The organism is Emticicia sp. SJ17W-69 (assembly GCF_051209875.1).
Taxonomy (GTDB): domain Bacteria; phylum Bacteroidota; class Bacteroidia; order Cytophagales; family Spirosomataceae; genus Emticicia.
Map to the genome: position 1 here is coordinate 3160575 of NZ_JBNTQY010000001.1, position 15092 is coordinate 3175666.

At 35.2% G+C, this 15092-nt stretch carries 12 protein-coding genes; 3 read left to right on the top strand and 9 right to left on the bottom strand.

Features of this window, described 5'->3' with window-relative positions:
* Position 1 precedes the first annotated feature (1 nt).
* The 8 genes from ACQUQZ_RS12855 to ACQUQZ_RS12890 all read right to left on the bottom strand — a co-directional run bounded on the left by ACQUQZ_RS12855 (position 2) and on the right by ACQUQZ_RS12890 (position 8305).
* Positions 2–598: a DUF2291 family protein gene (locus ACQUQZ_RS12855; RefSeq protein ID WP_435355397.1), complete on the bottom strand. Its 597-nt coding sequence runs from the start codon at positions 596–598 to the stop codon at positions 2–4.
* Entirely contained in the window at positions 595–1542 is a 948-nt protein-coding gene (locus ACQUQZ_RS12860; protein ID WP_435355398.1) for a D-ribose ABC transporter substrate-binding protein, read from the bottom strand. The genes ACQUQZ_RS12855 and ACQUQZ_RS12860 overlap by 4 nt, the downstream gene beginning before the upstream one ends.
* Positions 1539–2552, bottom strand: a complete 1014-nt coding sequence (locus ACQUQZ_RS12865) for a transketolase family protein (protein WP_435355399.1) — start codon at positions 2550–2552, stop codon at positions 1539–1541. The genes ACQUQZ_RS12860 and ACQUQZ_RS12865 overlap by 4 nt, the downstream gene beginning before the upstream one ends.
* An 11-nt stretch (positions 2553–2563) precedes the next feature.
* On the bottom strand, positions 2564–3382 hold the full coding sequence (locus ACQUQZ_RS12870) for a transketolase (RefSeq protein ID WP_435357653.1): 819 nt from the start codon (positions 3380–3382) through the stop codon (positions 2564–2566).
* Positions 3383–3505: 123 nt separating this feature from the next.
* Positions 3506–4900 carry an L-fucose/L-arabinose isomerase family protein gene (locus ACQUQZ_RS12875; RefSeq protein ID WP_435355400.1) on the bottom strand — a complete coding sequence of 465 codons (1395 nt, stop codon included), beginning with the start codon at positions 4898–4900 and terminating at the stop codon, positions 3506–3508.
* A 90-nt stretch (positions 4901–4990) separates the two neighbouring features.
* On the bottom strand, positions 4991–5950 hold the full coding sequence (locus tag ACQUQZ_RS12880; protein ID WP_435355401.1) for a sugar phosphate isomerase/epimerase family protein: 960 nt from the start codon (positions 5948–5950) through the stop codon (positions 4991–4993).
* A gap of 27 nt (positions 5951–5977) precedes the next feature.
* Entirely contained in the window at positions 5978–7495 is a 1518-nt protein-coding gene (locus ACQUQZ_RS12885; protein WP_435355402.1) for a nucleoside hydrolase-like domain-containing protein, read from the bottom strand.
* Between the two features lie 39 nt (positions 7496–7534).
* Positions 7535–8305 carry a DeoR/GlpR family DNA-binding transcription regulator gene (locus ACQUQZ_RS12890; protein ID WP_435355403.1) on the bottom strand — a complete coding sequence of 257 codons (771 nt, stop codon included), beginning with the start codon at positions 8303–8305 and terminating at the stop codon, positions 7535–7537.
* A gap of 188 nt (positions 8306–8493) precedes the next feature.
* On the opposite strand from ACQUQZ_RS12890, the gene ACQUQZ_RS12895 reads away from it, so the two are divergent.
* From ACQUQZ_RS12895 to ACQUQZ_RS12905, 3 genes are read left to right on the top strand one after another with little or no spacing between them, the layout of a single operon-like run.
* A complete protein-coding gene (locus ACQUQZ_RS12895; protein ID WP_435355404.1) occupies positions 8494–9678 on the top strand; it encodes an esterase in 1185 nt (394 codons plus the stop codon).
* A 42-nt stretch (positions 9679–9720) separates the two neighbouring features.
* Positions 9721–11007: a nucleoside hydrolase-like domain-containing protein gene (locus ACQUQZ_RS12900; RefSeq protein ID WP_435355405.1), complete on the top strand. Its 1287-nt coding sequence runs from the start codon at positions 9721–9723 to the stop codon at positions 11005–11007.
* 39 nt (positions 11008–11046) lie between these two features.
* Complete coding sequence (locus tag ACQUQZ_RS12905; protein ID WP_435355406.1) at positions 11047–12462, top strand: nucleoside hydrolase-like domain-containing protein; 1416 nt, start codon at positions 11047–11049, stop codon at positions 12460–12462.
* Positions 12463–12544: 82 nt separating this feature from the next.
* Here ACQUQZ_RS12905 and ACQUQZ_RS12910 read toward each other — a convergent pair whose 3' ends face one another.
* Positions 12545–15040: a M4 family metallopeptidase gene (locus ACQUQZ_RS12910; protein ID WP_435355407.1), complete on the bottom strand. Its 2496-nt coding sequence runs from the start codon at positions 15038–15040 to the stop codon at positions 12545–12547.
* Positions 15041–15092 lie beyond the last annotated feature (52 nt).

Below are 15092 nucleotides of genomic sequence, written 5' to 3' on the forward strand. Positions count from 1 at the left end.
CTTATTGTTTTTCTATATCAACCAGTGTTATTTTTACAGGCAGATTTTCTTTTTTACTTTGGCTAATTACACCTTTTCCAATAATTTTATCTCCCACATTAATAGCTTTCAGTTTTTTGGGAAGTACCTCCTCTCTGATGAGTTTGTTCAATGACTCCGATATTTGATTAAACTCAGTATTAGTTTTAAAATCTGTGAGTTTTACTAATCGTGAAGCATCACGAATGGCATTCCCAAAAATAAACTTTGTGTCTATCGTATATTTATTACCGTTATTTAATTTTAGTATGTAACCTTCATTGGTTTTAGCTGAGATTTCTCCAGAAATTTTAACCATAAAATACGCCGAATTTCCAATACTCAACTTATTGCCAAATTGTGTAAAGGCAGCCTCTTTGTTTGTAGAAAGTTGGGGCAATAAATCTTCAATACTGATAATAGAATCATTTTTGAGAATGCCTTGATAATAGAGAGAATCGGTATATTTAGTAAAATCAAACTTCTTTGCAGAATCGTTTTTTAATTGACTCAGTTTTTTGAAATAAACTGAGTTGTAAGCAAGTAAGCCGATTATGATAACAACGACAATTTTTTTCATTTTTTTGAAAGATAATTTTTGGCATTCGTTTTTGTAATCATTTCCACTTCAACTGGTATTCTTTGAGGAAACACTCGTTTACCTTTAAAAAACTCATCGGCATATTTTGCAGCAGTTTTGGCCATAATTCTAGGGTATTGCATACCTGTTGCTATTATTTTACCCTCAGCAATTTTCTCCACTACTTCATCGGCCCCATCAAAGCCAAAAATTTTCACTTTATCGGCTTTTCCAGCGGCAAGTAGAGCCTGATAAGCCCCGAGTGCCATGGCATCATTTCCACAAAAAACAGCATCAATATCTGGATTAGCTTGCATGATGGTTTCTAAAACTTCCATGGCTTTGTTTCGGTCGAAATCTCCACTTTGTTGAGCTACCATTTTAAAATTAGGAAACTTATCTACTACTGAATGAAAGCCTCCAGACCTTGCCCATGTATTATTATCACCCACCAAACCTATGATTTCTACATATTTGCCTTTTTCATTGAGCGATTTTACAAACTCAATTCCAATTTCTACGCATCCCGAATAATTATCTGATAAAATCTGACTTGTAGATGCGTCGTTAGTATTCACTTCTCTATCCATGCAAAAAACAGGCACCCCCGCTTCTTTTGCTTTTAGAATGTTAGAAATAGAACCATCGGCATCAGTCGGATTAAATAAGATTGCATCGTAGCCCGAAGAAATCAAACTTTCAAAATTATCCGATTCAATGGCAGGGTTATTTTGCGAATCAAAAATCTTGGTTTCGTAGCCCAAATCTTTAGCGTATTGTGAGGCAGATTCAGCCAAAACTACAAACCATGGATTATTTAGCGTAGAGATAACTACGGCAACTTTAGGTTTTTCTGTATCTTTTTTACTGGAACATTGACTCAAAAGGAGCATGATGGATATTCCCATTAACAAAACATAAACTAATATTGTAAGTTTTTTCATGCCTGAACTAAAGTTTGATTTTGTTTTGCTAAAATTTCTAATCCTGTTTTTGCTAAACCAGATTTAGAGATACCATAATGCTCAAAAATCTCATTTTGCGACCCCGAAACTGTATGATCATCGGGTAAGCCAACAATTTTAAAGCGATTATGAAAGCCATTTTGTAAAAGTAAGGATGCCACCGCTTCACCCAAGCCACCATAAACGGAGTGTTCCTCGACAGTTAGAATTGGACTACCATTTGAAGCTATTTTTTTAATAAGTTCACTATCCAATGGTTTTAGGGTGTGCATACTTACCACTGTACAAGTAATATTATTCTCTTTATGTAAGATTTTAGCTGCTTCTATACAAGGCAAAACTGCTTCGCCGATAGCTATAAAAGTAAGATCAGTACCTTCCATCAAAACACGCCCTTTGCCAATTTCAAAATTTTTAGAAGCTGTATAAAGTTCATCATTTTCATCAATATTTGATGGCATAGTTTTTTTGCCAAATCTTAAATAAACTGGCGATTGCATTTCTGAAGCGGCAAGAATAGCTTGTTCAGTTTCAAAATTATCAGCTGGAACTACAATTGTAATATTGTTGATAGCTCTTAAAACTGCAAAATCGTGCAAACTATGGTGCGTTGAACCCAATGCTCCATAACTTACTCCAGCCGAAATACCAACCAATTTTACAGGATTATCAGAATAACAGACATCATTTTTAATTTGCTCCAGCGAACGAGCCGTAAGAAAACAAGCTGGCGAAACGGCAAAGGTTTTTTTACCCATACTCGACAAACCCGCTGCGACGCCTACCAAATTTTGTTCTGCAATACCAACTTCAACAATTTGGTCAGGAAATCGCTGTCCGAATGGCACAAGTTTCCCTGAGCCACGTGAATCGCTCGTAACAACGGTAATTTGTTTATCATTTTCAGCTAATTTTTGGAGAGTTTCGGAAAACACTTCTAAATTGGCTAAAGATTTTAAAGCTGTATTATTTTCAGTAATATGTGCCATTTATTTTATTCTTATCCTTCGATTAGATTTAATTCTTCAATCGCTTGATTATATTGCTCTTGGGTTGGTACGCCGTGATGCCATTTTATGTTATTTTCCATGTAACTTACACCTTTGCCTTTGGTGGTATGAGCAATAATAAACGATGGTTTTCCTTGCTCGAATGGTAAACTTTTAAGGGTTTGGCTTAATTCTTCGAGGTTATGTCCATCTACATGCTTTACAGCCCAACCAAATGCTTCAAGTTTTTTGTCGATTGGCTCAAGTCCCATTACTTCGGCATTGGGTGCTGTAATTTGTAGTTTGTTATAATCGAGAATCGCACAGAGGTTATCCAATTTATAATGTGCTGCAAACATCATGGCTTCCCAGTTTGAGCCTTCGGCCATTTCTCCATCACCCAAAACAGTATAAACTTTCACGGGTGAATTATCTTTTTTTGCTGCCAAAGCCATGCCTGAGCAAATAGATAAACCATGCCCAAGACCCCCAGTATTTTGTTCGACACCTTTAATATATTTGGTTGGATGTCCAATATAAGGTGAGTTATATTTACAAATCGTCAGCAAATCTTCTTCTGGGAAAAAACCTTTATCGGCCAAAACTACGTAGAGAGCTTCTACACAATGTCCTTTACTCTGTACATATCTATCTCGAAGATTAGATTCCCAATTTTCAGGACTTACATTAAGAATTTCATTGTATAATACATTGAGAATATCAATTATTGACAAACTCCCGCCAGTATGCCCTGCTTTGGCATTGAAAATGTACTTGAGGATTTTTTGACGATATTCTCTTGATTTTTTTTCTAATTCCTTCACAATTATATAATTATTTTACCAATGTAAATCTGTAGTATTTAGACGTGTTATTTGGATAGCATTATTCATATACAGCGATTTAGAATTACAGATTAATATTTTTTTCATCATTCGTAAATCTAATATCAATTAATGCTTATAGACTTCCCAACCCATATAATTCCCCAATGCTTCTTCTAAAATTGAAGCTGTTTTAGAAGCATTCATTACTACATGATGCTCGAAACCGTTACGGCAAATATATTTCATAAGCCCTTGTAAATCAGGTATTTGAGCCACTGCTCTATTACCAAAAGTAGTAAGTGGATCATTTGTTAATTCGCCCTCACCAATATAAGCTTTGATAATACCCTTAGGATCATCAGTGCTTATTCTTCCGTAAGTGAGTGGCATGGCTGGCGTTCGTCCATCCAATGCACCATATGTATTTTCGACACCGACAGATGTTCCAAGAATTGGAGCATTTGAAATCTGAATATCTGGCAAGAACGACTTTGCCCAGTTGCCACAATGAAATAGGACACACTTTTCAGGATCATCGGCATAATTATTATTCCAATCAACCAATGCACTTGGTGAGCCAGAAGCCAATTGCATGGCATACATACTCAATGTACCCGTTACATCAACTTCACAAGCACTTGGAAGCATATTTTCTGACATGATACTCATGCTTGTACATACATTACAGCCATAGTTTTGTTGAAGAGAAGTCCAGCACTGAATAGCCGTTGCATCAAGAGCATTTTCTTCCATTATTTGCTTCAAAACAACATCCAATTTGGCTATTTGAAGCATTGCTTCATTGGGTGTTTTTCCTTTCGGAGCATAAGCGTTGATTGATTCAATGTGCTGCTTTACTATTGTATCATCGGCTGTGAGTTTATTCGCTCTCCCCAATATTTCGGATAAATCGAAAGTCGTTACTGTAATCCCACTTCTTTGGAGAATCTTCTCTGAATATCGAACAGTATTAAAAGCACCTGGTCTGGCACCAATCGCACCAATTCTGACATTTTTTAAACCTTTTACAACCCTACAAACTGCCACAAAATCCATTAGATCTTTTTGAAATTCGGGAGCAGATGGCAAACTAACATGCTGACTGGTCAGTGAATATTTGATGCCATATTGATAAAGATTATTACAAACTGAAATTTTTCCACACCATGAATCTCTGCGATTGACAACGTTCATTTTCGAGAGGTCGTCGGGGTAGGCTTGTATCAATACAGGTACATTTAAACCCGAAAGTTTTAAAGTGTCAGCTACACCTTTTTCATCGCCAAAATTGGGCAATAACACCAATATACCTGCTATCTCTTCTCGGTGTTTTTTAAACAATTCAGCACATTTTTGGGCTTCCTTGTAGGTTTCTACACCGCCGAGTTTGGTATCGTTACTAGCTAAAAGTATCGGTTTTAGATTTAACTTTGAAAAAACTTCAATGATTTCTAATCTTGCTTTTTCTACCAAACTATCAGGAAAGAAATCCCTGTTTCCTATGATTATTCCTATCGTCATAATTTAATTTTAATATTTGAAGAGTACTGAGGATTGGGTTTGAGTAATAATATGCCACACACCTTTTCCTTCAATACCCATCATAGCCATTTATATTTTTGTTTTCAAATACTCTAAACTCCTTTTCAAAGCGATTTCTGGTGAAGCTACCATGTCTTGTTCAACAAAATAATGCTCCACCCCTATCTCTTTCGCTTTTTTTACGATGCCTTTCAAATCAAGTACACCATCACCTGCGGTTGTCATATTTGAGAAAAGTGGAATCCATTGTGAAGCATTTCCCCCATCGCCCGAAAACTCTTTTTTCTCTTTCATGTCTTTCAAATGTAGCATTTTATAACGATTTGGATATTTTGTCAGGAAATCAATCGGATTTGCTCCTCCTGATGCTGTCCAAAAAATATCAAGCTCAAAAAAGACTAAATTTGGGTCGGTATTGTCTAAAATGATTTGAAGCGGAATTTGTCCATTCATAGGCTTAATGCCATAGCCGTGATTATGATAGCCAAAATTGATTCCATTTCTTTTAGCATTTTCGCCGATTTTATTGAAAGCTTCTGCTATACGTTTATAATCATCAATCGTTTGGCGTTTTTCATCAGGAATGGCAGGCAAGGTTACATACGTCTGTCCCAAAATATGAGCAGCTTCTCCTAATTTGTCCATGCCGTTTTGTAAAGTATCTAAATCGGTATGCATGGCTGGAGTTTTAAGCCCATTATCTGCCAAAATAGTTTTTACCTCTTGAATACTTTTCCCAAAATAACCACTTCCGCTAAAGCCTAACTGTGGCGTGACAGCACTCCAACGTTTTTGAGCTGACTCAGTACTAAATGGAAATGGTCCGTATAACTCCAATTCTTTATATCCCATTTGTGAAAGCATTTTTATACCACCCACAAAGTTTTCCGAAAGCATTTTAGGTAATGAAAAAAGCTGAATCCCAATCTGATTTTTCATACCCATTTCAGCAAAAATATCCTGTAATGGAGTCACAGCTGCTGCTGTTAAAATCCCTGTTTTCTTTAAAAATTGTCGTCTTGTTGTCATCTTTTTTTAATTTAATAGAACTTAGAACTATTTAATACTTACTATAACTCTCTGATAACGAGTCAATTGTGGTGTTCCATTGTCTTTTACCTCTAAAATCAAATGTATGGTTTCTCCTTTTTTAATGTCACTTGGGACTTTGAAAGAAGCCTTTTTTTTGTCTGCATTTTCGATAGAAATTTTACCATTATATGTATCAACTTCCTCATACTGCCACCAATGATAACTTAAAGTATTCCCATCAGGATCAGTAGCCGTTCCATTAAGTTTGACAATACTATTAGGTGCTGCAGTCAAATTTGCAGGAATATTTAGCTTAACGATTGGCGGATGATTGGCATTTTTATAATTTTTTATGCACCAATCTGCCCGAGAAGCAAAATCATTTTGCAAAACTTCCAACCAGCGAGTTTGAGCGAATGCTAAATCTGTTTTCTTTGTAAATGTGTTAAAATCTGCTGCATTTTCTCCATCTTCCCATCTATTTGGCGATGTTTTAGATTGTACCAATCGACCTCCCCAACCACCAAACTGTGGATTTTCTAGATTTCCTAAGCCTACATTTACTAAATGTAAAAATGCGGGAGAATCGCCCTCTGAAATGAAATCATATTGCCCAAAACTACCCCATTGATTTTTTTTAATTTTGGCAGGATCACTATAAATATCTTCTATTTCGCCTGCGGGTGGGTTTCCATCGCCATAACTATAGTACATTTTAGTTAATGCCCCATGATTATTGATTATTTTTTCACCCATAAATTTACCTTCTAAAAATGGGTGTAACTCAATTGGTACAGCCGTTTTCCAAAAGTAGGCTAAACACCAAAATTGCTTAGAATTATAATAAATCTTGATGTCTTTCCAATTGACTGAAATGTACTTACGATAGGTTGCATCTTGATCAAGAATTGCATAAATAATGGCTTTTTTACATACTTTTTCATAAATTGATTGCCATTTTGGGGTATTTTTGTAATCATCTTCAATTGATTTCAATGCCCTTGCAATGGTATTTGTACCACCCCAAACTTGCAAATAAAGTGGCGTCATATCATCATCAAGTAATTTCTTTTTGATATAATCAGAGCCTTCTGTATCTTTTTCCATCTCACCCTCAAAATCAATATTCCCGATTCGTATCAAACTTTTCAAGTGTTGGGCACTTGGATAACCTGCTGCGTTAGTTTTAAGACTTGGATAAACTTTTCCGTAAGCATCAACCAAATTATAAATCCACTGTGTTCCAGGCCAACGCAACTCGGTTCTTTCTCCATACATTTTTTTAGTCATCTCCATTTCGGAAGTGAACTTTGTGCCTTTCCCATCACCTTTATAATGCCATTGTGAACTTGAAATAATCAAACCTTCAATAGAAAATTCATTAGAATAAAGTAGTAATCTAATGAATGAATCTACATCATCTAATTCACCATCGGTCGTAACAATGGTTCTTGGCTTACTTGACTTTTGATTTTGAGCCAACAATAAATTAGAGGCCAACGTGAGGAAGCAAATAGTTAAAAAAAGAATGCTTTTTTTCATTATTTTTTATTATGTTTTGTACTAAAGTTAATGATATATTCAATTTGCAAGAATTAATTCTATTTCGTTGTCTTTGAAAACCTGCTTGTGCTTTTCTTCAATGCCTGAGTCTGTAATGATAAAATCAATCAAGCTCAATGCACCGAGACTTGCCAATGCACTTTTACCTATTTTTGTACTATCTGCCACCAAATAAGTAAGCTCGGCGGCATCTATCATGGCTTTTTTTACTACTAAATCACTGATTGATGGATAAGTCAAGCCCGATTTTAGGGAAATCCCCGCAGTTGCCAAAAATAGCTTTTGGACATTTAATCCCTTAAAAAAGTCTGCTGCTTTTTGTCCTGTCAACGAGAGAGTTGGAGGCTTAAATTCTCCCCCTGTCATAATAACTTCAATATTAAGTCCTGTTCCAAGCATCAAAGCTATATTTAGTGCATTCGTAATAACGGTTAAGTTTTTGATGCCTGAAGATTTTATTTTTTTAGCTATTTCGGTGGTTGTACTGCCTGAATCAAGAATAATTGTATCGCCATCTTCGATAAACTCTATACATTTTTGGGCAATCATTTCCTTCTTGTCGAGATTATCTTGATGAACCAATGAAAAGTTTTTCACTTGATCTTCAACATTTTTTAATGTTGCCCCGCCGTGTTCTTTTATAATCAAATCCTCGGCTTCGAGCTTTTCTAAATCTTGTCGTATCGTTACTTCTGTTACTTTAAAAAGGCGAGCCAAATCGACTACTTTTGCCGAGCCATCTTCCTTTAATAATTCAATAATTCTATCTCTTCTCTGGTTTGGTAGCATGATGTTTTTGGTCGATGTTGATGATTCATTTTAATCAAAATACATTTTCTTAAAGCAAAACTAAAAGAAAATAAACGAAATAAAAAGAAAATAAATGAAAATGTTTGTTTGTTATTTTTTTGCTTTTACTTTCGTGTTCAAAAATAAGTTAAATTTTTTCTTTGAATAACACATTCTCCTCTAATAACATGAAAAAAAGAATTTCTTTTACGAAAAAAAACAAAAGTTTGATTATTTGGGTGTTTTTTATTGCTCTCCCATATTTCGTACAGGCCCAAAGAAGGGCAAGTAATATTATTTCTCCTGAAGTTTTGTCAGACAACTCAGTTGTTTTTAAGGTGAAAGCTCCAAATGCCAAAAGTGTGCAGGTTGCAGGTACATGGTCGAAGGGATATAAGCCTAATGAAATGATAAAAAAAGATTCAGTTTTTGAAGTGAAAGTTGGCCCACTTCCATCAGATATGTATGAGTATGACATTGTTATTGATGGCATTCCAATGCTCGACCCACTTAATACAATGGTTACACGTGATGGAGCTTGGATTCAGAACAGATTAATGGTTCCAGGAGGATTAGCAGATATAATAGATGTAAAGTCTGTTCCACACGGTGATTTAAAATCAGTTTGGTATGATTCGCCAACGATTGGCACACAACAACGTAGAATGTTTATATACACGCCACCAAACTACGATAAAAATAACAAGAAATACCCAGTTTTATATTTACTACATGGAGGTGGTGGAGACGAAGAAGTTTGGTTGAGTCGTGGCAGAGCCAATTATATTTTAGATAATTTGATTGCGGCTGGAAAAGCTGAGCCAATGATTGTTGTCATCACCAATGGAAATGCTGTGACACCAGCAGCACCACTTGACCGCCCAGCAGCTATGCAAAATAAAGTACCTTCGGGAATTGGCTCAATGGCGGCAGGAACATTTGAAAAAAGTTTAATCAAAGATGTAATTCCATATGTCGAAAGCAATTATCGAGTAATCCCTGATGCCAACCACCGTGCCATTACTGGCTTTTCAATGGGTGGCTATCAGACCCAGAATATTACGAATGCTAATCCTGCGATGTTTAAATATATTGGGGTAATGAGTATGGGTCTGTTTTCTACTTTTCGAAATGATGGCTCATACAAGAAAGAAGAGCATATTAAGCAACTCGAAGAACTTCAAAGAAATAATCCAAAAGTATATTGGATTGGCATAGGAAACGACGATTTCTTATACAAAAGTGTAGTTGAAATGAGAAAATTATATGATGAAATAGGGTTCAAATATACTTATCGTGAAAATGAAGGGAACCACGACTGGAATTCATGGAGATTGTATTTATCAGAATTTGCTCCACTTTTATTTAAGTAACTTAGTAATGTTTTATTTCTATCTTAGAAAAACATGTCTAAAATGATAATTAAAAATTTCGTTTTTTTAGGTGTTTTAATCCTTTTTCTACTATCAGAGGCATTGGTTTTTGCACAAAAAAGAGAAAAACCAAGAATACTGATTAGTACAGACATTGGTGGCACTGACCCAGATGATAATCAGTCAATGATTCATTTGATGATGTATTCCGACTTGTTTCAAGTTGAAGGCTTGATTTCTTCACCTTTCGGAAAAGGTAGAAAAAAAGACCTATTAGATATGATTGATTTGTACGAAAAAGATTTTATAAAATTGAAAAAATATAATGCTAAATTATCAAGCCCCCAAGCTTTGCGAGCAGTTTGTAAGCAAGGTGAGATAGATTCTGCCCCGTATCAAGGATTTCGAAAATCATCTGAAGGCTCTGAGTGGATTATCAAATGTGCAAAAAAGAAGTCGAATCAAGTGCTATGGGTATTGGTTTGGGGTGGAATAGAAGATTTGGCTCAAGCCTTGCACGATGCTCCTGAAATTGAGAATAAAATAAGGGTGTTTTGGATTGGTGGCCCAAATAAAAAATGGAGCATTAATGCCTATTCTTATATAGTCGAACATCACCCAAACCTTTGGATAATAGAGTCTAATGCCACGTATCGAGGTTGGTTTATGGAAGAAGAAAATGCCCCTGCCAACATGCACGAAGGTGCATATTATGAAAACTTCATCAAAGGACATGGAGAAATGGGAAAAGACTTTATCAAATATTACAAAGGTCATATAAAAATGGGTGATACACCTTCATTAGCATATTTGATGAAAGGAAACCCCGACAATCCAAAGGGTGAAAGTTGGGGTGGGCAATACATCCCCATTGCTTACAGTTCAAGGTATATTTTTGAAAGAAACACCACAAAAGATGATAATTTCCCTGCTTATGGTTTAGTGGAATGGAGGTTTAAAGGCCCCAATATTAAGATTCCGTCCGATTCTGCTTGTTTTACTTTTGAAATACAAAAACAGGAATGGCCAGGGTATTATCTTGGAAAAGGTATATATGGCGTTCGTTATTCTTCAAAAAAGCCAGAAGTAGGTTCATACATCACTCATAGTAAAATCAAAGATTTAGACGGGCAAAAAGGCGAATACACCAGTACTTCACCTTGGCCAGGTATGCACAACAAAGATGATTTTAAAGTTGGTAAAAATTGGTACACCGATTTATCAAATTCCGAATATTTTCTTGATGGACAGCAAGGAGCCAAAACAATTTCAAAGTTCAGAAAAGAATATCTGAGCGACTGGGCAAAACGGTGGAAAAGTTTAGAATAATCTCATTTTTTTTATAAAACTCAACCTTATCTTTTTTCCATGAAAATTTTTAAAATATTTATCATCTTAGCTCTTTGTCAATTTTTTGTTGAAAAAGTTATTGGGCAAAGTACAAAACCAAGAGTAATCGTTTTGACAGATATTGAAAACGAACCCGATGATGCCATGTCAACGGTACGTTTTCTTACTTACTCCAATCAATTTGATATAGAAGGACTCATTGCCACTACATCCATTCACCAAAAAAATAAAGTAGCTTCGTGGAGGCTCAAAGAAATTGTTGAAGCCTATGGAAAAGTGCAACCCAATCTTTCACTTCACGAAGAAGGCTACCAAAGTGCTGAAAAACTTCTTTCACTCATAAAAGATGGACGACCCAACTATGGCATGCAGGCAGTTGGTAATGGTATGGATTCTGACGGTTCAGAGCTGATCATAAAATCAGTTGACCGAGCCGATTCTCGTCCTGTTTGGGTATTAGTTTGGGGAGGGCCCAATTGCCTTGCCCAAGCATTATGGAAAGTAAAAAATACCAGAAATGCCAAAGAAATAGAAAAGTTTGTTGCAAAACTAAGAGTTTATACCATTTCTGACCAAGATGATAGTGGCCCGTGGCTCAGAAAGACTTTTCCAGAATTATTTTATATTGCCAGTCCAGGCTTTCATGCTCTGGGTGGTTACCACTATGCTACTTGGACAGGCATCAGTGGTGACAAATTTCATGGTCGTTTTGCTGGTGGTAACTTTTCAACTGTCACTAACACTTGGCTCGATAAACATATTCGGTCTAAAGGCCCTTTAGGCAAACAATATCCTTTTGCTACATTTTTAATGGAAGGAGACTCTCCAAGTTTTATGTATTTAATTAATAATGGTCTTGGAAATTCTGAGCATCCAAACTGGGGAAGCTGGGGTGGTAGATACGAATTTTATCAACCACGCACCGAAAAATGGTTTTTAGAACCAGAAACTCGCCCTCTTTATACCAACGCCGAAGATGAAGTCTTTGGTGTCGACAGTAGTTGGCACACAAGCAATAAAGCGACTATCTGGCGTTGGCGTGATGCCTTTCAGAATGATTTTGAAGCCCGAATGGACTGGACTATTAAACCTTACAAAGAGGCAAACCACCCTCCTTTTGTTAAAATTAATAATGAAAAATACATCAAAGCCAAAGTGGGAGATAAAATTAATTTGAGTGCCGAAGGTTCAACAGACCCAGATGGAAACATACTTTCTTACAAGTGGTTTTACTATCCTGAAGTTGGTACTTTTTCTATCTCTACTGCACGTACGGGAAATCCACTAAAAATCGAAGATGCAGACAAAGAAAAAGCATGGTTTAGAGTTCCCCAAAGCACTCGATTAGGCACTATTCACATTATTTTGGCCGTTACTGACAATGGTATTCCTTCTCTTACTCGATATGAACGAATCATTGTTGATGTGCAATAAGTCAAGAGCTTTCTCTACCAAAAGTTGGACTTTAAAAATATCTAAAATCTGAAGATAGAAGCCTACTTCTATCTTCATTTTCTTATCTACTTACAACAATTTTTTGAGAGAAATTTCCTTTATCGCTATTTAACACAAGTAGATAAACTCCTTCTTGGAACGAACTACAATCAACCGTAATATTATAAACGCCTGACTCTTTCTCAGATTCATCAATAATGTACATAAGTGGCTTTCTACCTTTCATATCTGATAAAAGCAAACTCATCTTGGTTGATTCTTTTAGCTCAAATTCAACATTTATCATTGAGGAAACTGGATTTGGATAAGCATTGATACTTACATTTTGAATTTTTAATTCTTTTTTTTCATTTATTATAGTTATCTCTTCTTTTGTAGCTTGTATTTGGTCTTCATTTGCGGCGACATTATCTTGCTCAATTGCCAATTTATTATTGTTGGAACTGCAAATATATGCTTTGAAAGTACTACCATAAGGAACTCTTAATCCACCTATTCCTCCATTTTTACGAACAGATGATTCAATTTTTATTACTTTTCCAGCTTCTAAGATTAGACTTGAATTTGGCTTAACTTGCATTAAACCAACATATAAATCGCCAGTGAAATTAAAATTACAAGTAGATAAAAAAAGTTTATTCGAGGAGTTTGAGATAATTCCCGATGCGGCATAAAAGCCTGAATAATTATTATCAGCCGTCATAGCGATACCACAAACCATTTGCCCTACTGGCGTTGAGCAAGGTGTTGGAGAAGTTGCTAGTTGAGCAGGTAATAAGGGATTGCTTATCCCCACTGCAGCAAAAGCATTTTTCACTGTTGCAAGCTCTTTAGAATTAGCACCATAAATTTCTTCTGTAGCTTTGATAGCAGCAATTCTAAAATCCAAAAATTCACTTTGAGCACTCAAATATTGGGTTTCTGTACGATATACTATTTTGGCAGCACTCATTATTCCAATGCCAGTTATGGCATAACTTACACCAAAATCATTTGTTCCATTCCCTCCTTGTGAAACCAAATAGTACCAATGATTAATCACACCGCTATTGAGATGAACACCTCCATGATCATACACCATATTCCAATTCCAATACTTTCCTCTATAAGTATCAGGATTTCCTTTGGCGTTAGGGGTGGCCATATTTCTAAAACCAGTATGACTGCCTAAATCAAAATCTTCACCAATAAGCCAAGTTTTTTTATTTGGATAATAAAAATATTCAATTGTCGCTCCCCAAATATCACTTAATGCTTCATTTAAAGCTCCTGATTCTCCTTCATAGATTAAATTAGCAGAATTTTGACAAAATCCATGTCCTAATTCATGTGAAACTACATCTTGTGAAACAAGCGGGTCATAGTTAATATTGTCACCATCACCATAAAACATCTCCTCTCCAGACCAAAAAGCATTAACATAGTTTTCACCTAAACCTTTCAAATAATGCACATAACTCCTAAGTTTATAACCATTTCCATCGATGCTATTGCGGTTAAAGATATTTTTAAAAAAATCATAGGTATTTTGAGTACCAATATGAACATCAAATGCAGCATTATCTTTATTCTTATTTACTTTTGTTGTCCAATTATTATCCGTACTAGTAAAATCAGTGGCATTTGCAATATTAAAATTAACATCTCCACTTGTTAGATTCCCCACATTAAACGTTTCTATTCCCTTTCCTCTGCTATAATCACGCAATCGGTATGTGTTTGTGTTGTAAGTTAAATCAATTATACTTGTTTGATTGCCAGCATAACGAGTTGGTAGTGAAGCATTTGTTTGTGCTACTACCTTAATATTTTTTTCAATATCTTTTGCCTCAATCTTTACTTTTTTATCAAATTGGTATTTAGTCTTTGTGCTATTTTTTGAAAAACAATCATGTAAAATTGCATTAGAAAACAAAATATTCCCATTATTTGCATCTACAAAAACTAAATTTCGTTGTAATGGTTTTGAAGAAAAAATATTGAATTTATAGGCTAAATGTGGTTCGCTATTGATCTGAATAAATACTAATTCACCTACTAAATCTTTACGTATAAAGTTTGATGAGATAATCGAATTACGCTCCAATCCTTGATAAATAGTTAAATAATTAAGAGCAAATTCCAAGGCATTAGTGTTATTTATATTCGGAGTAGTGCTTGTATTTAGCTCTATCGGTGTATATTTTCCATTTATGACAGTTACATTATCAGCTTTTGTATGAACAGTATAAGTACTAAATTCTACCTTAATATCTTTAAAATATTGTTGATATTTCCGATGACGAAAACCTAATTCGTCGGCTTCTTGGTTGATTAGTTTAAATTGAATATAAGCATTTGGTTGAAGTTTGTTTTGTAAAATGTTCAAATCATCTTGAATATTTTTTGATAAATTATCAGTATTTGATACATTTTCAGCATCCTTGAATTCAATAAATGATGGATTGCCATTTTTATCGACATATCTTTTTTCGATTTGAGCATCGGCCAATTGACCTAAAAACAAAATACACAAAATATAAACTAATCGTGATGGATAAAGGCTAAAAGTTTTCATGGCTATAATTATATTGAGATTTTGATAAAAAATTAAGCTAAACTCGTTCTCA

What these genes read in the sequence shown, in the direction of transcription:
- ACQUQZ_RS12910 (WP_435355407.1), bottom strand. Translation starts at nt 15,040, where the DNA reads ATGAAAACTTTTAGCCTTTATCCATCACGATTAGTTTATATTTTGTGT.
- ACQUQZ_RS12875 (WP_435355400.1), bottom strand. Translation starts at nt 4,900, where the DNA reads ATGACGATAGGAATAATCATAGGAAACAGGGATTTCTTTCCTGATAGT.
- ACQUQZ_RS12880 (WP_435355401.1), bottom strand. Translation starts at nt 5,950, where the DNA reads ATGACAACAAGACGACAATTTTTAAAGAAAACAGGGATTTTAACAGCA.
- ACQUQZ_RS12885 (WP_435355402.1), bottom strand. Translation starts at nt 7,495, where the DNA reads ATGAAAAAAAGCATTCTTTTTTTAACTATTTGCTTCCTCACGTTGGCC.
- ACQUQZ_RS12900 (WP_435355405.1), top strand. Translation starts at nt 9,721, where the DNA reads ATGATAATTAAAAATTTCGTTTTTTTAGGTGTTTTAATCCTTTTTCTA.
- ACQUQZ_RS12895 (WP_435355404.1), top strand. Translation starts at nt 8,494, where the DNA reads ATGAAAAAAAGAATTTCTTTTACGAAAAAAAACAAAAGTTTGATTATT.
- ACQUQZ_RS12890 (WP_435355403.1), bottom strand. Translation starts at nt 8,305, where the DNA reads ATGCTACCAAACCAGAGAAGAGATAGAATTATTGAATTATTAAAGGAA.
- ACQUQZ_RS12855 (WP_435355397.1), bottom strand. Translation starts at nt 598, where the DNA reads ATGAAAAAAATTGTCGTTGTTATCATAATCGGCTTACTTGCTTACAAC.
- ACQUQZ_RS12865 (WP_435355399.1), bottom strand. Translation starts at nt 2,552, where the DNA reads ATGGCACATATTACTGAAAATAATACAGCTTTAAAATCTTTAGCCAAT.
- ACQUQZ_RS12860 (WP_435355398.1), bottom strand. Translation starts at nt 1,542, where the DNA reads ATGAAAAAACTTACAATATTAGTTTATGTTTTGTTAATGGGAATATCC.
- ACQUQZ_RS12905 (WP_435355406.1), top strand. Translation starts at nt 11,047, where the DNA reads ATGAAAATTTTTAAAATATTTATCATCTTAGCTCTTTGTCAATTTTTT.